The 17,655-nt window shown below is 42.1% G+C and carries 18 protein-coding genes; 5 read left to right on the top strand and 13 right to left on the bottom strand.

The genetic code is table 11. From position 1 onward, the window contains the following. Positions 1–11: 11 nt before the first annotated feature. Positions 12–995: an ABC transporter substrate-binding protein gene (locus WA407_RS23135; protein WP_336078475.1), complete on the bottom strand. Its 984-nt coding sequence runs from the start codon at positions 993–995 to the stop codon at positions 12–14. Between the two features lie 133 nt (positions 996–1,128). After that, positions 1,129–1,578 carry an Imm63 family immunity protein gene (locus WA407_RS23130; RefSeq protein ID WP_061830167.1) on the bottom strand — a complete coding sequence of 150 codons (450 nt, stop codon included), beginning with the start codon at positions 1,576–1,578 and terminating at the stop codon, positions 1,129–1,131. A 179-nt stretch (positions 1,579–1,757) separates the two neighbouring features. Between WA407_RS23130 and WA407_RS23125 the strand changes: the two genes are divergently transcribed. Continuing rightward, positions 1,758–2,189: a hypothetical protein gene (locus WA407_RS23125; RefSeq protein ID WP_336078474.1), complete on the top strand. Its 432-nt coding sequence runs from the start codon at positions 1,758–1,760 to the stop codon at positions 2,187–2,189. A 44-nt stretch (positions 2,190–2,233) separates the two neighbouring features. Here the strand turns inward: WA407_RS23125 and WA407_RS23120 are convergent, their stop codons facing one another. From WA407_RS23120 to WA407_RS23075, 10 genes are all read right to left on the bottom strand, one after another. Beyond that, the gene (locus WA407_RS23120) at positions 2,234–3,154 is read right to left on the bottom strand and encodes an aminoglycoside phosphotransferase family protein (RefSeq protein ID WP_254330202.1); all 921 of its coding nucleotides are present in this window, start codon (positions 3,152–3,154) and stop codon (positions 2,234–2,236) included. A 190-nt stretch (positions 3,155–3,344) separates the two neighbouring features. Beyond that, positions 3,345–5,366 (bottom strand): NAD(P)/FAD-dependent oxidoreductase, encoded by a 2,022-nt coding sequence (locus WA407_RS23115; RefSeq protein WP_336078473.1) that lies wholly within the window; start codon positions 5,364–5,366, stop codon positions 3,345–3,347. 411 nt (positions 5,367–5,777) lie between these two features. Continuing rightward, positions 5,778–6,653: an N-carbamoylputrescine amidase gene (aguB, locus tag WA407_RS23110; protein ID WP_025721082.1), complete on the bottom strand. Its 876-nt coding sequence runs from the start codon at positions 6,651–6,653 to the stop codon at positions 5,778–5,780. 29 nt (positions 6,654–6,682) lie between these two features. After that, the gene (locus tag WA407_RS23105; protein ID WP_336078472.1) at positions 6,683–7,714 is read right to left on the bottom strand and encodes an agmatine deiminase family protein; all 1,032 of its coding nucleotides are present in this window, start codon (positions 7,712–7,714) and stop codon (positions 6,683–6,685) included. A 118-nt stretch (positions 7,715–7,832) separates the two neighbouring features. Next, positions 7,833–8,384, bottom strand: a complete 552-nt coding sequence (gene yfcE, locus WA407_RS23100) for a phosphodiesterase (protein ID WP_254330190.1) — start codon at positions 8,382–8,384, stop codon at positions 7,833–7,835. A gap of 111 nt (positions 8,385–8,495) precedes the next feature. After that, positions 8,496–8,612 carry a maltose acetyltransferase domain-containing protein gene (locus WA407_RS23095; RefSeq protein WP_254330188.1) on the bottom strand — a complete coding sequence of 39 codons (117 nt, stop codon included), beginning with the start codon at positions 8,610–8,612 and terminating at the stop codon, positions 8,496–8,498. Positions 8,613–8,634: 22 nt separating this feature from the next. After that, positions 8,635–9,015 (bottom strand): VOC family protein, encoded by a 381-nt coding sequence (locus tag WA407_RS23090; protein ID WP_336078471.1) that lies wholly within the window; start codon positions 9,013–9,015, stop codon positions 8,635–8,637. Between the two features lie 316 nt (positions 9,016–9,331). Next, on the bottom strand, positions 9,332–10,747 hold the full coding sequence (locus WA407_RS23085) for a glycoside hydrolase family 1 protein (protein ID WP_250245222.1): 1,416 nt from the start codon (positions 10,745–10,747) through the stop codon (positions 9,332–9,334). A gap of 209 nt (positions 10,748–10,956) precedes the next feature. Next, entirely contained in the window at positions 10,957–11,565 is a 609-nt protein-coding gene (locus WA407_RS23080) for a DUF1349 domain-containing protein (RefSeq protein ID WP_235306296.1), read from the bottom strand. Positions 11,566–11,600: 35 nt separating this feature from the next. Next, on the bottom strand, positions 11,601–12,509 hold the full coding sequence (locus WA407_RS23075) for an ROK family protein (protein ID WP_081330751.1): 909 nt from the start codon (positions 12,507–12,509) through the stop codon (positions 11,601–11,603). Positions 12,510–12,791: 282 nt separating this feature from the next. On the opposite strand from WA407_RS23075, the gene WA407_RS23070 reads away from it, so the two are divergent. From WA407_RS23070 to WA407_RS23055, 4 genes are all read left to right on the top strand, one after another. Beyond that, positions 12,792–13,157 carry a ribosomal protein L7/L12 gene (locus tag WA407_RS23070; RefSeq protein ID WP_442952050.1) on the top strand — a complete coding sequence of 122 codons (366 nt, stop codon included), beginning with the start codon at positions 12,792–12,794 and terminating at the stop codon, positions 13,155–13,157. Between the two features lie 17 nt (positions 13,158–13,174). Next, positions 13,175–13,654 carry a Cys-tRNA(Pro) deacylase gene (gene ybaK / locus WA407_RS23065; protein WP_336078469.1) on the top strand — a complete coding sequence of 160 codons (480 nt, stop codon included), beginning with the start codon at positions 13,175–13,177 and terminating at the stop codon, positions 13,652–13,654. 88 nt (positions 13,655–13,742) lie between these two features. Next, positions 13,743–14,936 carry an oxalate decarboxylase family bicupin gene (locus WA407_RS23060; protein ID WP_336078513.1) on the top strand — a complete coding sequence of 398 codons (1,194 nt, stop codon included), beginning with the start codon at positions 13,743–13,745 and terminating at the stop codon, positions 14,934–14,936. A gap of 402 nt (positions 14,937–15,338) precedes the next feature. Continuing rightward, entirely contained in the window at positions 15,339–17,060 is a 1,722-nt protein-coding gene (locus WA407_RS23055; protein WP_336078468.1) for a hypothetical protein, read from the top strand. Positions 17,061–17,138: 78 nt separating this feature from the next. Here the strand turns inward: WA407_RS23055 and WA407_RS23050 are convergent, their stop codons facing one another. Beyond that, positions 17,139–17,405, bottom strand: a complete 267-nt coding sequence (locus WA407_RS23050; protein WP_254330175.1) for a hypothetical protein — start codon at positions 17,403–17,405, stop codon at positions 17,139–17,141. Positions 17,406–17,655 lie beyond the last annotated feature (250 nt).

Here is a 17,655-nt window from a genome sequence, read left to right as displayed (position 1 = left end):
TTTATGCATCGTTACTTAGCCTGTTCCAGCAATTTGCTAATCATATAATCTAGCTGTCCCGTCATACTAGCAACGTCCGAATAATAGAACAGTCCTGCATATTTCGCTGGAATTTCGATGAGATGTCCGTTTTTAACGGCTGGAATACTGCTCCAGATTTTTGTCTTCGCATATTCAGATTCCTTGCCTTCCTGCTTAAACCAAAGGACATAATCTCCAAAGTATTCAGCAGCTACCTCGTAGGATAAAGAACCCCGACTCTCTCCGGAATTTTTAACCAATGTGTTGAGCTTTTCCGGTTTGTGAAGTCCCAGATAATTGTAAAGCAACGTTCCTCCACGTGAGCCTGTTTCATAATATATTCCGTAAGAGCCACTGCCCCAATCCTCGAAAATGCTAAACGTTTTGTCCTTGAATATGTCGGAATTTAGTTTTTCTTTGGCCTGACTCAGCTTGCTTTCAAACAGTGAAATCACTTTGTCTGCTTCTGCTTCATGTCCTGTGGCCTGACCAAGGAATTTCAAACGTTCTATAGAGGTCATTTTATCCTCAGGTATTACAAGAACAGACGCAATTTTAGACAGCTTATCATAATCCTTTGTATCATATGTAATGATGAGATCAGGATCATACTTCATAATTTCCTCAGTTTCCCACTTTTCAATATTGGGGATGTCGTTAAATTTATCGTAAAAAGGCATTGTTTCTTGTTTCCACCCCATGACTGCGGCCGGCTTAATCCCTAGTGTAAATACATCGCCAACATACCAGTTCACGACTACCCGTTGAGGATTAGCGGGCACCTTCACGTCTCCTTTTACCGTAGAGACTGTACGCGTATCAGAATCACTGCTTGCCTCTTCCTTCGCGGACGACGCGGGTTTAGCAGATGAATCAGAGGAACTGCCAGCATTCCCGCAACCTGAAATAACGAAAATCACTACGAATAGTGCACATAAAATCATGTGAAACTTCTTATTCATCATACGATGCATGTTGTAAATCTCCTTTGAAATATAGTAAGTGCAAAACATACTTAAAATTAGTGATATTGATAATCATTATCACTAATATCAAATTGTAAATTTTACCTCACTGATTGTCAACTGTTTCTTTAAGTTTTATGTTTTACTTTAATGGGTTCTCCAGCTCCCCTCTTCTATTTGCTTCATGCCATTCCTGATAGATTCCTCCAATTTCATAAAAGGCTTTGTTCATTACAGTTGTCAGCTCCTTCATGATCTCCTTGGTATATTTTAAATGAGTATTTATGTTATCCACTTTATATTTGCGAAGCAGATTTAGATGAGCAATGATGTGAATCGTATCTTCGATAATCCAATAAATCACATCCTCTACATCTTTCGTAAGCTTGTTTAGCATCTGTATGCCTCTTTCATACATCTGGAGCGTATAACCCCGCTTGCCTACTTGCACATACGGACTAAGATCATCATAAAAATCCGTACGGAAAGGTCGTCTTACATACTGCTCATACTGCTCTTCATATATTGAAGTTTGTTCAAGCAGCTTAATAGTCATATCTATGATTTCTTGTTCACTGTATATTTTTTTCATCAAATTTTCCCTTCCCTTTCTCTACTAAATAAATTCAAGTCATAGTTAAATTAGATCACAAGTGATGCAATAAGAAGTCAAACTCTTTTTTTACCAACCATTAACAATTTTTTTTGATGCAAACGATAATTAGAATAGAGGGATTTCCCTCAATATATCCAACTGAAGGAGACAGGCGAATGAATAGAGTATGGACGAAAGCATCGGCTATTCTATTGGTAGTAATATCCCTGATGTTCAATGGAACGTACGCGCTCGCAGCTTCAGCAACATCAACGTATATCGTTACGTTTCAACAAGCAACCTTGGTATCCAACGATCACGTAGGCAACGAATGGGCCATTGCTGCCCAGGTGGCGGGCCAATCCATTAGTGAAGACAACAGCGTAAAGGTAAAGGTCAAAACAGGGGGCAGCATTAAGCTCTATGCGTATGCCGAGGAACAAGACAAAATTCCTGATGAAGGTGAAGCCACCAAGAATGTAAAGGTCTCCTCTGTTTCTGCCAAAGGTTCTACCGTTAAGCTAAGAGTGACGGTTACTGAAAACCGTGGACGTTACTCAGGTCATCAAGCCGTTTGGGAATTTACGTATAAGATTAAGAAACAATAATAGAAAAAATAGACCGTCACTCCCAGGAGGGGCGGTCTTCGCTTTTACAAGTCGCGGTAACTGGGCACATACCATTTCGGTATATAGGTTTGAAAGTAATCATACGCTTCCAAAACCTCTTCAGCTCGTTGCACCATATCGTCCACCTCTTTTTTGCCAAATGGAATGGCCCAGTGAACCGATGAAAGCTGATTGCTTGCAATATACAGAGCCATTAATCTAAAAAATAAATCAGGTACATGGTTATTAAAATAACCGTGGATACGGCCCGAAGCGAATAAAGGACTTAATGCTGCACACCAGGTAATTCTATTGAATTCCTCCCAAGGATCACCAAAATCCATTCTATTAAAATCAATGATACCCAGTTCACCGGATGGTGTAACCACCATATTGCCCACATGATAATCCCCATGCTGAAAAGTCTGGGGACGATTTTCTAATAGCTGACGATTTTGCTCAATAAAGCTTATGGCTTGATCTGCTCCCTTTAGGGGAATACCGCATGACTTATAGTTTGTAATATATCTGTTTATTTTGCCATTATAATGTTCAGCCCATGGGACTCGATCTTGCTCCACATGAATCTCATGCATTTTTTTCAATGCATCTCCTGCTTGAACCCCGAGTTGATACTGTTGTGCTGCGGTTAACGTAGGGATAATCTCTTCAGCATCTTTCCCTTCGATCCAGGTGAACAGGGAATATACAGATTGACCATCATGACAAATCCCAAATTCAAGCGGCCGGGACATGAACAGATTCTCCACGTGGTTCAGTTTTGTTACAGCTTCGAACTCGCGCTTCTTTTTATCATAATGTACCATATCCGCTATTCTTAGCAGCAAGTCCCTACCGTCAGTGGTTTGAATATAATATTTTTTGTCACTGGACCAGCCTCTATGAATTTCTTCCACGTGGCTCCACCTGCTGGCACCCGGTATTTCACTAAAGAGTTGATTCACGCTCATCCCCCCACGTTAAAATAGCCTTACTTACTATATATGCTTTCCATAGTTTACCTTTGAAATGACAGAGGAATCAATCTCCTTCCCGGAAAAACTCAAATAAAAAAGGCTGAAAAGACAAGCCGTCTCTTCAACCTCAATATTCACTGAGTTGCCATCGTGAACACCCATCACTTGTATTGTCAAATCAGTAAGAATAAGAAAACTCATGTTTAAATTCGTCTACCCGTTGAATGGTTTTCAGAATATTTCGACCTTCACGTGTGCCATCAATAATACGTCGAGCTTGTTTACTATCCCCGATATTAATAACTTCTACTTGATGTTCTTTACCATATTCGAGCAAGCTGTCCATCAGTGGACTGTGTGAACGCATACCCAAGCATACGAATCCAAGATCAAAAGGAATCTCAAACTCCTGTTTTTCATGCTTTACTTTGAAGCGGTCGCTACACACTTCTGTCAATGCTGTTTCCGTATGGACGTTCACTTCCCGCTCCTCTACCATTTTCATCATGGAAATCCGAGTAATCATATCCAGATCTTTACCCAGTAACGGCATCATCTCAATAATAGAAACCTCTTGTGCTCCACGCTCTGCATAATATTCGACGACATCCAGTCCCACGGCTCCGCCGCCAACTACAGCAATGCGTTTACCTTCAAATTCCTGGAATTTCTCCATGTTGTGCAAAAGATCAAAGATGGAGAACACTTTTGTACCTAGTTTACCCAGTTGCTCATGTAAACCTGCAATGGGCGGAAGAAGTGGTGTGGCCCCCGTCGCATTGACAATAATATCAGGATTCAGAGCACTAATCATCGCCAAATCGGCTCGGGTCCCTGTTACAATGTTCAGATTGGTTAACTGTTTGGTGCGCTGAATCAGATAATCAGGGAAATCATTGATGCGTGTTTTGTCTGGCAGGCGGGCAATATCACGAGCCAAGCCGCCCAACTCTGGTTTTTCCTCAAAGAGGGTTACTTTGCAGCCTACTTCGGCTGCCGTACATGCAGCTTCCATACCAGCGGTCCCACCACCGATCACAACAACCTGAACGTTGTTTTTTACACGTTGTTTCCGGTATTCAGCTTCCTTGAAGAGATCCGGATTTACCGTACAGCAAATTGGTTTACTTTTGGAGATACGATGATCTGCACAACCAATGTTGCAAGAGATACATTTTCTAAGCAAATGTTCGTAGCCGTTTTGCACTTTAAGCACCCAGTTCGGTTCTGCAATCAAGCCTCTACCCATAGCCAGAAGATCAGCGTCACCTCTCTCCAAAATATCCTGCGCAACCTGTGGGTTCCGAATATTTCCTGAGGTCATCGTGACCTTCCCGAATTTTTCTTTTACTGCTTTGGCCATATATGAGCGCCAACCATCCGGCAAGTTCATCCCGTCAATCTGGAACTGGATGGAATCATTCAGAGCAGCAGAAACGTTCAGAATATCTACCTCATCATTAAGATACTCCAATAACTCGAGTGTATCTTCCAATGTGTTCCCACCTTCTGTGAACTCTTCCGCGCTAAACCGTAAGCAAATAGGGAAAAATGGGCCCACCACTGAACGAATTTCATCAATGACTAATCTGGCAAAACGGGTACGATTTTCTGCGCTGCCGCCAAATTCATCCGTGCGTTTATTATACATTGGCGAAAGAAACTGACTCAGCAAGTAGGAGTGTCCCGCATGAATTTCAACACAGTCAAATCCTGCTCGTTGTGCTCTTCCCGCTGCTTCTCCGTATTTGCGCACAATGGCGTAAATTTCTTCTTTTTGTAGAGGTCTTGGAATCACCCCGCCCTTTTTGGAAGGAATACTCGAAGAAGATACAGGCTGAACTCCGTTCAGTCGTCCCCCATAAGCCGAAGCACCCGCATGGTTAATTTGTACAGAAACACAAGCTCCATAAGAGTGCAGGGCTTCTGTTAATCTAAACAGTCCGGGAATAAACTGATCGTTATCCATACGCAACTGGGTTGTTCCGTTCGTACCCATCGGGAAATCCAGACAAACATTTTCTACTGTTATCAAGCCGGTACCACCTTTGGCCCGTTGCACGTAATAGTCAATATGATCCTGAACAAAGCTTCCGTCCATGGCAGCAAAGTTAGTTCCCATCGGGGGCATAACAATCCGATTTTTCAAGGTCATTCGTCGTATGGTTAGAGGTTCAAAGATAGCAGGATAGTGGTTCATTGTTCTTCCTCCTTGCGAGTTTACAAATTTCATGTTAAAGCTTCCATTAAAGCATTTTCATATGTGATTTTTTTCACTTTCGGGAATATCGAGATGTTATTGAGTATGATCATTCCTTATGGTTTGATTTTATATCATCTAATTCATAAATTCTAATGCTATTTTATGTAGTGAATCATAGTTTCAGTCTATAGATTAACTGGATTGAGACATAAAAAAGGAACATACCTGTGAGGAATGTCCCTTTTGTGTGAAAAAAAACATGCTAATATTCCGGACCACCTACCGGTCCGTTCTTTTGAAACCGTTGGGTACACACTCCAAAATCCCCTGCCCGAAAAGCCGGGTGAGTCCAATGAAAGGAAACACCTCAGCTTGACGTCAAGGGAAGCTTGTCTATCCGTATACAGATTATACTTTTAAATCACCATCATAGGTGGCAATCATATTGTACAGTTCAGGACGTCGGTCACGGAAAATGCCCCATTCAATCCGTCCTACTTCCAGCTCATCCAGATCAAATTCAGCAGTAAGCACTTCCTCATCGGTACGACCCGCTTCTGCGATCTTGTTACCTTGATGTCCGGCAATAAAGGAAGAACCGTAGAATGTAATACTGGAGTCCTCGTCCGTTTCAGTTCCAATCCGATTGGAAGCAATGACTGGAATCAGATTGGAAGCCGCATGACCCAGCATGCAGGTCTGCCAGTGATCTTTGGAATCAATGGCAGAGTCCTGCGGTTCCGAGCCAATAGCTGTCGGATAGAACAAAAGTTCTGCGCCCATGAGCGCCATACAGCGGGCCGCCTCAGGGTACCATTGATCCCAGCACACGCCTACCCCAATTTTGGCGTAACGTGTATTCCATACTTTAAAACCGGTATCGCCCGGATTAAAATAAAATTTTTCCTCATACCCAGGACCGTCAGGGATATGGCTTTTACGGTATTTACCCAACACTTCACCGTCTGCGTCAATGACAGCAAGACTGTTGTAGCGCGCGTAGTTTTTCTTTTCATAAAAACTGATGGGCAGCACAACCTGTAATTCTTTGGCGATCTTCTTAAAATGGTTAACCGCCTTGTTGTGCTCCAGCTCAGTTGCATATGAATAATAATCAGATTTTTCCTTCTGACAGAAATATGGAGTTTCGAACAACTCCTGTAGCAAAATAATTTGTGCGCCCTGCGCTGCCGCTTCACGTACTAGCTTCTCTGCTTTACTAATATTTTCTTCGATATTGGTAGAGCAGCTCATTTGAGTTGCTGCCACTTTTACTTTTCTCACGTTAGTCCTCCTTTTAGATGTTGTATCATTCAACGCTTTACAGCAGGCATCTGCTGGGTCGTACAGTGTACGTTACCGCCTTCACGGATGACCGCCATACCGTCTACAGTACGAATGGTGCGATCTGGAAATACATTTGCCAGCACTTGCTCAGCTGCAAGATCGCTCTCAGCGGCAGTGCCGCCAAACACCGGCAAAATAATGCCGCCATTCACAAAGTAGAAGTTAATATAGCTCAGTGTCAATCGGCTATCTTCATAATCCACGCGCGGTGGCTGGCCGATCCGAATCACTTCCAGCTTACGGCCTTGAGCATCCGTTGCTTGCTCCAAAATACGCAGATTTTCCTGCGTGATTTCGTAATTTTCATCCTCAGGATCATCACATACTTGCATAATGACCTTGCCAGGAGCTGCAAAACAAGCAATATTGTCCACATGACCATCTGTTTCGTCGCCACTAAGACCACGTTTTAGCCATATTATTTTCTCTACACCTGTATACTCACATACATACCGTTCAATTTCTTCTCTGCTTAATTCCGGATTTCGATTGGGATTGAGCAAACACTCTTCGGTTGTAATCAGTGTGCCTTCGCCGTCTACGTGCAGTGAGCCGCCTTCCATCACAAGCGGTGCATCAAACCGTGGAACTCCAAGTTGGTCCAAAATTAGCGGCGCAACCTGGTCATCTAGATCCCATGGAGCGTATTTGCCGCCCCAGGCGTTAAACTTCCAGTTTACACCTGCCAATTGACCATGCTCATCTGTGAGAAAAGTAGGGCCGTTGTCACGCAGCCACGCATCGCTGTGCTCAATCGGCAGCAGTTCTACCCGTTCCCCAAGTTCAAGCGCCTTAACGCTCTCCAGATCATCCGGATTTACGACCACAGTAACTGGTTCAAATTCCGCCATGGCGCGTACAATTCCGGCATACCCCTTGCATACATCAGCATGCATATCTGGGTAAACCATTGAAGATTTTACAGGCCAAGAAATATACGTGCGTTCATGTGGCGCCCATTCAGGCGGCATCTTATAATGTGAATCCTTAATTTGCATGTATTGAAGCTCTCTTTCTTTTTCATAATGTAGACTCCGCTCCTATCATACAATAATATGATCTTTGTCTCAATCGAAGCGAAAAAGTTTTAATAATTTACATTCACATTGGAATAAATTAGTTTGAAAAGGTGATTGCTTTCACCGTATTCCCATCAAAATCCTTCACAGTGAATTGTGCTCCCTCCAGCACACCGTAAGAGGATGGGTAGTTTTCTTTTGGCAGCGAGATCGAACCGGGGTTCAGTATAAAGACCCCATTCTCCACATCTGCTACCGGAATATGAGTATGTCCCTGGATGAACACATCTCCCGCTTCCAGTGGTGGTAAATTTCCGATACTAAAGCCATGTCCGTGCGTGACATAGATTCTCCGTCCTTCATGGTGCAACAAAGCATAATCACCCATCATAGGAAACTCCAGTAGCATCTGATCCACCTCTGCATCGCAATTCCCGCGCACAGAAACCGCAATATGGGACTTGTACTTATTCAGCAGAGCTGCCACTTCTGCCGGATTATACCCTTCTGGTAATGGATTACGTGGTCCGTGGTACATATAGTCTCCGAGCAGAATAAGACGATCGGCTTTCTCCTCCCTGTACTTTTCCAGTGCCAATTGCAACCAGTGTAATGAGCCGTGAATATCTGATATAAACATCAATTTCATGATTGTTCTTTCCTTTCTGAATAGGCTAAAGAATATTCCACTTAAGCACATTATTGCATTATTCCCTGAACAAATCTGTGCAAAATTGTTCTTTTGTTTGGTAACACTCTATCAGTTGTCTTCCCAAGTAAAGTTTTGATGAGTGTTTCTCGTTCTTCGATATTTCCTAGGATGAAGCTGATTATATTCGTGGCAGAGACTTTTGGCGTATAAACGTTCTTCAATCAACTCTTCAGAACTGGAAAGCTACTCACATTGAAATTTCCACCAAATTACCTTCTGGATCTTTAATTACGCTTTCATAATAGCCGTCACCTGTCAATCTTGGCTGACCCACAACTTCATATCCTGCATGCATGAGCTGCTCTGTCTTTTCATTCACCTGAGCTTTACTTCCAACGGAAAATGCCACATGAGCCCAGCCCGTAATATTTATCTGTGGTGAATGATCTACTCCCGTTTTACGCATAACCTCTAACCTTGCTCCATCCTCAAAGGTGATAAAATAGGACTCAAATCCTTTTGTAGCGTTATAATATTTATCGTTAGATTTACCATCAAAATATTGCTCGTAAAAGCTTTTCATCTTTTCTAAGTCTCTCACCCAGATCGCTACATGCTCAATCTTCATTATTTTCCTCCTTCTGCTGCCCTCATCAATAAAAAATCATTAATTTATACTGGACTCAATTTTTAGCATAGTTATTATTAACGTTTTAATAAGTCTCAATATATCTCAGTAATTCATTTTTGTCCAATCTATTTATCATCAATTATCAATAAATAACGCTTACGAATCATTCATGAAAGTCCTTTCGTCCTCAGTTTGTAATTCGGTTGCTAATACCCCTAAAAAATTAGCGACCGCTTCGTAAAAGAGAAGAAGCGGTCGCTATCTATAAGCCTTCATTGTATATTTAATACTTAATCACTGGTTTATTTATAAATTAACGTTTCAAGCTTTCACCGTTCGTAGCAATAACTTCTTTGTACCAATGGAACGATTTCTTCGGATATCTTTCAAGTGTACCGCTGCCATCATCATGACGGTCTACGTAAATGTAGCCATAACGTTTTTTAAGCTGAGCGGTCGAAGCGCTGACAAGGTCAATACATCCCCAAGACGTATAGCCCAAAACCTCTACTCCGTCCTCAATAGCTTCTCCAACTTGAACCAAATGATCATTCAGGTAGTTGATTCGGTAGTCATCCTCAACCGTTTTTTCGCCTTTTTCATTCGTGATCAGTTCATCAACGGCGCCCAGGCCATTTTCAACGATGAACAGTGGTTTTTGGAAGCGATCATAGAACGTATTCAGTACATAACGCAGACCTTGCGGATCAATTTGCCAGCCCCACTCACTTGCCTCGAGATGCGGATTGATGACACCACCAAGGATGTTACCTTCACCTTTGACTTTTTTAGCTTCGTCAGCTGTCTCACAAGTACTCATATAATAGCTGAACGAGATAAAATCAACGGTATGCTTCAAATCTTCGGCATCACCTGGTTCAAAGTGAATAGAAATTCCGTTTTCTTTAAAGAAACGTTTCATGTAACCTGGGTATTGACCTCTTGCGTGAATATCGGCAAATGCCATGTTTCTGTGATCGAATTCCATCGCAGCAATCACATCGTCTGGATTAGGTGTCAGCGGATAAGTAGGCATACTCAGCACCATACAGCCAATTTTGAAATCAGGGTTGATCTGATGACCGATTTTTACCGCTCTTGCACTCGCTACGAGCTCATGGTGAATAGCTTGATAAAGATCTTGCTCACTAAGTTGATCTTTTGGTGTGCTAATTCCTCCACTCATGAATGGTGCTTCAAGAATGGAGTTGATTTCATTGAAAGTCAACCAGTATTTAACTTTATCTTTGTAGCGATTAAATACAGTTGTAGCATAGCGCTCATAAAAATCAACAAGCTTACGGTTTACCCAACCATCGTATTCTCTGGACAAATGTAAAGGTGTTTCATAGTGAGATAATGTAACGAGTGGCTCAATTCCATATTTGTGAAGTTCATCAAACAAATCATCATAAAATTGCAAGCCTTTTTCGTTAGGCTCCAGTTCGTCACCTTTAGGGAAGATACGTGACCATGCAATAGAAGTACGGAATACTTTGAAGCCCATTTCCGCAAAAAGTTTGATATCTTCTTTATAATGATGATAAAAATCAATACCGATCAACTTCATGTTATCTTCTGTTGGTACATCCGTAACGGGCCCCCAACCACCACGAGGAGTTACATCCTGAATGGACCAGCCTTTTCCATCTTCTTGATAAGCGCCTTCGAGCTGATTAGCAGCAACTGCTCCGCCCCACAGGAAATCTTTTGGAAACTGTGTACTCATATTTTCTCCGCCTTTGCTGATGTTTTTCATTAACTAGATAGAAATACGTTACCTCTATGCTAATGTGTTATAAGTACTTCTAAATGAATCTTAAGGTTTGTAACGCGTTTCATGTCAAGTATTATTTTAAAAACTTCTAGAGCTTATAACTGTATTATCTCCAATAAGTACTCCCCTATTTATAACTCTTCTATTGTTGAGTAAAATGGCTATTCTTCAAATGGCGGATCTACATGAATATCTCTATCTGGTTCAGTGCTTACCCAGCGTGTAAAGATAACCTGAAAGCCGGCTCGAGTCGGCGCACAGGCAAAAGGACCCGCCTGTTGTCCCGTTTCATAAGGAAAACGTGCTACACGTACGGTGCGCCATCTTTGATTTTCGGTTCGTGCTCTAATGATAACTGCATCCTGTAGCTGTGAAGCACGAATCGTGACATTTTTCCCTACCCATTCAGGTACAGGAGCTAATGACCAATCGGAATAGCCATCTGTAACTACGACAGCTAATTGAGGAATTCCGTCATTTAATTCAATCCCAGCTTTAATCCACTTTTGCTGTCCTTGATACAGCATTATACCGGCCTGATCATAGAGCTCCGTAAATGAGCCTAATTGAAACGTGACTTCGATGGCTGAGCCTTCTTCCCAGTCTGTAAGCAGGGAATGTCCGCTACTGCGTTCAAATCCATACAAAGTTTTTTCCCAGTAGTCGCTTCCTTCTCTGGTTTCAACTTTAAGAAACTGGTCTTCTTCTATGGATGATACAGGGTGATTAGTCCATGTTCCTGTAGTCCATGCAATTGATTTTTGAGTCATTGATCTCATCCTCTCATGCTTTATTGAACGATGTCCTATTTCCTTTTCTCCACCAATTGCAAATTGTACGTCAGACTTTCAAGGGTCACCGAAATCAACCCATACATATATTCATCATGCGTATCGTTTTTCACAAAAATCTCGGGCATATGTTCTTTGGGTACATCTTTTAGACAGCCGTTATAAATATCATCCAACAGAGTCGGCTTGGATAACTCTCCAGTCAAAGCGATAGATACAGGGTCTATAATTGCAATAATGGAAGTAATCGTTTGGATCGCCAGAGGAACAAATCCCTCTGTGCTATTTAACTGTTTAAGCTGTTCCTCTCTTGTTAAATCAAAGGGTAAGAAGGACACCTCCCCCGCAAACTTGGTATTTCCTTTTAACAAATGTCCGTCGACAATAAAACCCGCTCCGGGGAAATTGTCTTTGGGAAACGAAACAATAGCAAAGGTTTTATCCTCATCATAATTCTGCATGTTATAAAATCCGTAGACTGTCAAATGCATATCATTTTCAATGGTAACTTCTAATCCGTATTTATCTTGAAGCCGTGGACCTACAGGGACTCCTATGAGCAGGTCGAGATCGCAAACATCGATAATCCCTTGATGAACAACCCCAGGTATGCCAATCCCAATGGCTTTGACGTTTCCATAGTTATTAATCAGCTCTCCAATTTGGGTTTCTATGACCTCATAATCAATATGGGGCACTATGGAAGTATTCTCGATGATGATATCACCAAGCAAATTAGCAACAGCATAAGTAAGAGAATGTATACCGCCTTCCGTTTTCACATTTAAACAGATAATATATGAATAATCAGCGTTATATTTGTACCGTCTAGCCGGACGTCCGCCGTTCGATTCTTCCAATTCCGTCTCTAATACTTCCCCGGTTTGAAGAAGCTCATTCAGAATATTTCCGCAGGTTGCCACACTAAGACCTGTGATACTGGCTATGGATGACTTGGTTGCATATTCCTTGGATTTCAGTGTGTTTTTAACTAACTCTACATTAATTTGTTTAACCCGAATGGTATTATTGGAGACTGGTTGTATTTGAATACACTCCTTTTCCAGTATTTATTAAAAGGTTTATAATAAGTTGTAATATACCGCTCTGCCTGCAAAAAGTCAATTTGTACGCGTCTTCCTCTTCTCCTCTATCATCATGCTATACTATAAATAAGAAACAAATTTTTAGTGCGCATCTTTGCGATGAAACTAAGTGAATTAGGAGGGATTCTGTTGTCAGCTATTGAGTATATAGCAATAATCGCGTTGCTCCTCTCCGTCATACTTTTTATTAAGGTCTATAGCCTTCAATCGCGTCTTAATGACCTGAAATCCGACGTGGAGCGTCTTGAAAATCGTTCAGGAATACAAGGAACATCGCTGTCAGGTACTATTGCTGCCACTCCTACACATGTTCTAGATGCAGGAGCTTCAGAAGATATCAATGAAAAGTTGCTCCTGCTAATTAGGGAAGGAAAAAAGATTCAAGCCATAAAAGAGTTGAGAACCGCTAAGGATCTTTCCCTTAAGGATGCAAAGGATTATGTCGATCAATTGGAAAAACTCTAAAGAAAGGAAGAAATAAGATGAGTTCCAGCAAAACAAACGCCATGCGCATATTGGATGGGCAACACATACAATACAATATTTTGAGTTATGATCATCAAGACGGAAAAATAGACGGGATGAATGTGGCTGAGAAAATAGAGAGAGCCCCAGAAATGGTTTTCAAAACTTTGATTGCACACAGCAAACAAAATCTGTTTGTTTTTGTAATCCCTGTACATAAAGAGCTTGATCTCAAAAAAGCAGCCAAATCCGCGGGAGAGAAAAAAATTGAAATGCTTCCAGTTAAGGATTTGCAAAAGTATACGGGATATATTCGCGGTGGCTGTTCCCCCATAGGAATGAAAAAGCTCTACCCCACTTTTATCGACCAGCCTGCATTGGAACTGGAAGCCATCGTTGTGAGCGGTGGGAAAATTGGGACCCAACTGGAGTTGAGTCCACACGATTTAGCTCAAATCATTCAAGCACAGTTTGCAGATCTGACGCATACAGCATAAAACTCACCACATGATCATAAAATCTTTATGCAGATTTTCTCTAATCCCTTGCTTCATCAAGCTTCAACTTGGAGAGGAAGATCTAATGATGCATAATGATTGCCCGAAAAATGTAAGAATCCCCCAACCCATCAGAAGCGATGGTGCTGGGGGCATCGACAAGGGCCCACGTGATGTGATGAGGGATCTACAAAATCCCGATATGCTGGTTCCCCCCGTAACGGACAATGGTCTCATTCCGAATATGAGATTTTCTTTTTCTGACGCCCATATGCAGCTTAATCATGGTGGGTGGTCAAGAGAAGTAACGGTAAGAGAATTACCTATTGCCACAACCCTTGCCGGGGTGAATATGAGTTTGACGCCGGGAGGTGTACGTGAGCTTCACTGGCATCAGCAGGCGGAATGGTCTTATATGCTGTTGGGAAGTGCTCGTATTACGGCAGTTGACCAAAATGGACGTAATTTTATTGCTGATGTGGGTCCCGGGGATCTCTGGTACTTTCCTCCTGGCATTCCCCACTCTATACAGGGGCTTGAGGATGGCTGTGAATTTTTGCTGGTTTTTGATGATGGCAGCTTTTCCGATCTGAACACCCTATCCATCTCGGATTGGTTCGCACATACTCCCAAAGACGTGCTTTCTTCAAATTTTGGTGTATCAGAAGCTGATTTTGCAGCAATTCCTCAAGAACAAGTATACATCTATCAGGATTCAATTCCTGGTTCAATTCAAAGCCAAGCGGTTCCCTCTCCTTACGGGACGTTGCCCCAATCCTTCAAGCATGAATTACTAGCCCAGCCCCCAATCAAAACACCGGGCGGAAGCGTACGAATCGTCGACTCCTCTAATTTTCCGATTTCCAAAACCATCGCAGCCGCCCTTGTTGAGATTGAGCCCGGAGCCATGCGAGAAATGCACTGGCATCCCAATAATGACGAATGGCAATACTATCTTACAGGGCAAGGACGGATGACTGTCTTTGGTGGTAATGGCGCTGCCCGCACATTTGATTTTAGAGCCGGAGATGTCGGATATGTGCCCTTTGCTTATGGTCATTACATTCAAAATACTGGCTCTAGCTCATTATGGTTTCTTGAAATGTTTAAGAGTGACCGTTTTGCGGATGTTTCCTTGAATCAATGGATGGCCCTTACGCCTACAGAACTGATTCAGAGTAATTTACATGTAGGTACTGATGTGATCTCTAATTTACGAAAGGTAAAATGGCCTGTCGTTAAGTATCCCGGGTATTCTTTTTACCCAAAGGATGGGCTCTGAAGAATCCGCTGAACGTGTGTCTTGTCCGTGCTCTCATTAAAAAAACATAATCTCATGCGCATTTCTTACTGCTTTAGGTAATTTTTTAGCGGATAGTTCCGGCCTTAAGGATTGGATTTGTATGCAAAGATATAGGCATCCCACTTTAGCCAGTAGCCTATATCTTTTGTAGCATTATAACTGGGGCAGACTCAATCCCTCCCCTTCTGGCAGTTGAACATCCATCAACACTACATGTGGATGGATACGCTTCGCCATCTAATGCAATATTTTCATAATATAATATAGTAAATTACTGAAATTAATAGACAAATGCCTTATAATTACAAAAACAATCTCTTCTAACAATTATTCATACTATTTTCGCGTTATTATTCTATGATTAGGGATGTGGCTGTAATTATGTTTAAAAATGAGATTTTAACAAGCTCACTACAGGAGCGCAAACAGATTGTAATCGATGATGTAGCAGCATTGGGCTATCCTTACAATGAGTACGATCAGGGGCGAAAGGTCGGTGGTTATGCGGCTATGGCCCAATTTTCAAAAGGAGATATCAGCACTGGACTTGCCTACGTCAACATTCATTTGGATCGGAACAAAGACATGTTCTGGGGAATTAACGTAATGGAAGCTTATATGAAGTTTAAAGAGTATTACACATCTGAGTTAAAGAATAAAGTAAAAGCAAAAATGCTCAGTTTTAATATTTTGAATGCCGATGGGACGGCTCTGTCGGGAAATACAGAAAATCAACGGCTCATGTACGCAGCGGTCGGGGTTGTCGGAGCGGAAGAATGGCCAGAATATCCGGTGAATTATGCTACCATCGCCAGAAGCTATCTGCTATCCGAACTTCCCACAATTACAAAACAGGGGTACTTTGAATACGACTCTCCGACATATTTTATCCATCATGTGGGACCGCTATTGTTCATTACCGAACACTTGAAAGATGCGACATTGCGGAATATGGCCAAACTGACGTTGGAGTGGTATTTTTCCAGTATTGTAGGAGAGTGGCTGCATGGGTACTGGGTGACCAGTCAGGCCAGAACATATAATGCGCAGCAAGAGCCGGGATATACACTTGATGAGAGTGTAGTACTGCTGTGGATGTTGTTTGGAGACAGTCGTAAGCCGATATATCTCGGCAATGAAACCAATCTGAAATTTACCACGATTCCATTTGCGGTTGCGGACTACGAGTTACCAGACATTTTCAAGCGTATAGCAACAGCCCGTTCTACAACTTACACACATAAGGAACGGATGTCTAGAAACAGTAACAAACCGTATAAGACAAGCTACATCACCCCGAATTATGCCGTATTCAGTCAAAAGGACAGTCGGCTCGCACAAAATCAGCTTCATCGTTGGGGCATCAAATGGGTGGGGGATACATACAGTGACGAACCAAATACGTTTTTCATGAAGCAACACTTCAGTGAGCCGATTAACTTGAATCCGTCCAACTCGGAATATTGGATTGGCGGAACGAATATGGAGGAAGTACTTCAGGACGATGGTGCATTCATTGCAGTATACAATATCACAAATTCAAATACATGGATCGACGGCCCAGTTTCATACAACGGAATTAAAGCAACGATCGAACAGGACCCATTCAACAGGAACGGCTGGGTATTCTTTCACACAGGTAAAATGCTGATGGCTGTCAGGACGGCACAACCTTACGTTTGGCCTTATGACACGGAATCGTGGAAATATGGAGGTTATCAGAGATCGTTGCGGAGTGACGGGGCAAAAAATGCAGTCATCGTTGAAACAGCACCTCTTATGGACTATGCAGGAGGTACTTGTATTAGAGAGCTTGACTGCTTTGCTGAGGCTGTACTGACGAAAACCGTAGTGGATTTCAGCGGTGTTAACGATACGAATCCTCGGGTCTATTACAAAGGATTAACAGGTAAAGAGATGGAAATCGTATATGCCACCTCACGTAAAATTCAGGGTGCAGAAGTCAATTATGCTAATTGGCCTCTGCTGGATGATCCGTGGATGCATCAGGATTATAATGGAAATAAACTCGATTTGGTTCATGATAGAGAGAGACGGACCTATGATTTCAATAACTGGAAGGTAACATCAAGCATTATGTAAGTGTCTGTCTCCAACTGACAAGGGCGTCGCAACCAGGCCATCAGGATCTGTTTGAGACGCCTTAAGCGTTCATAAAGATCAATCCAAAATTGATAGTGTCGTACGCACGATATCTCTAAGCACCTCAGTGCTTTCGCCTGTCTTAGCAGTAAATGTCAACGATAGTCGGGCATGATTTAGAAATCTGGCGATTGACAATAGCTCAGATTCCGTAGCATGAATCTCCCCCTCTTTTTGGGCGCAGACTAGGGCGTCGTAAAAAGCAAGTTCAAGCTTTTCAGTATTTTCAGAAATAAAAGCTTTGATCTCATGATGATGCGGCACCTGTTCAATAGCACTGTTCATAATAAAGCATTCCTTGGACAGCCTCTTATCCGTCAAAATCCTGACAGATTCATTAAAAATTATCGCTATTGCATCCTTAACTTTCAGTATCGAATTCTTTAGCTCTTTCCAAACCTCATTTTCACCTTCCTGCCTATGATTATAATTTTTACAGACCGATCAGTCAAAAAAGTTAAAGCGATCTTATGTAGATGTTGATTCACAAAAAAACCATCGTACCGAAATACGATGGTTTAGGAATGTTTATTTT

This window comes from Paenibacillus sp. 203, assembly GCF_037027525.1.
Lineage (GTDB): Bacteria > Bacillota > Bacilli > Paenibacillales > Paenibacillaceae > Paenibacillus > Paenibacillus polymyxa_B.
This window is presented reverse-complemented; position numbering and strand designations above follow the sequence as displayed.

Excerpts from the sequence above, each read along its gene's own strand:
- WA407_RS23135 (WP_336078475.1), bottom strand. The coding sequence starts at position 995 with ATGCATCGTATGATGAATAAGAAGTTTCACATGATTTTATGTGCACTA.
- WA407_RS23130 (WP_061830167.1), bottom strand. The coding sequence starts at position 1,578 with ATGAAAAAAATATACAGTGAACAAGAAATCATAGATATGACTATTAAG.
- WA407_RS23125 (WP_336078474.1), top strand. The coding sequence starts at position 1,758 with ATGAATAGAGTATGGACGAAAGCATCGGCTATTCTATTGGTAGTAATA.
- WA407_RS23115 (WP_336078473.1), bottom strand. The coding sequence starts at position 5,366 with ATGAACCACTATCCTGCTATCTTTGAACCTCTAACCATACGACGAATG.
- WA407_RS23105 (WP_336078472.1), bottom strand. The coding sequence starts at position 7,714 with ATGCAAATTAAGGATTCACATTATAAGATGCCGCCTGAATGGGCGCCA.
- yfcE (WP_254330190.1), bottom strand. The coding sequence starts at position 8,384 with ATGAAATTGATGTTTATATCAGATATTCACGGCTCATTACACTGGTTG.
- WA407_RS23090 (WP_336078471.1), bottom strand. The coding sequence starts at position 9,015 with ATGAAGATTGAGCATGTAGCGATCTGGGTGAGAGACTTAGAAAAGATG.
- WA407_RS23085 (WP_250245222.1), bottom strand. The coding sequence starts at position 10,747 with ATGAGTACACAGTTTCCAAAAGATTTCCTGTGGGGCGGAGCAGTTGCT.
- WA407_RS23080 (WP_235306296.1), bottom strand. The coding sequence starts at position 11,565 with ATGACTCAAAAATCAATTGCATGGACTACAGGAACATGGACTAATCAC.
- WA407_RS23070 (WP_442952050.1), top strand. The coding sequence starts at position 12,792 with ATGAAACTAAGTGAATTAGGAGGGATTCTGTTGTCAGCTATTGAGTAT.
- ybaK (WP_336078469.1), top strand. The coding sequence starts at position 13,175 with ATGAGTTCCAGCAAAACAAACGCCATGCGCATATTGGATGGGCAACAC.
- WA407_RS23060 (WP_336078513.1), top strand. The coding sequence starts at position 13,743 with ATGCATAATGATTGCCCGAAAAATGTAAGAATCCCCCAACCCATCAGA.
- WA407_RS23055 (WP_336078468.1), top strand. The coding sequence starts at position 15,339 with ATGTTTAAAAATGAGATTTTAACAAGCTCACTACAGGAGCGCAAACAG.
- WA407_RS23050 (WP_254330175.1), bottom strand. The coding sequence starts at position 17,405 with ATGAACAGTGCTATTGAACAGGTGCCGCATCATCATGAGATCAAAGCT.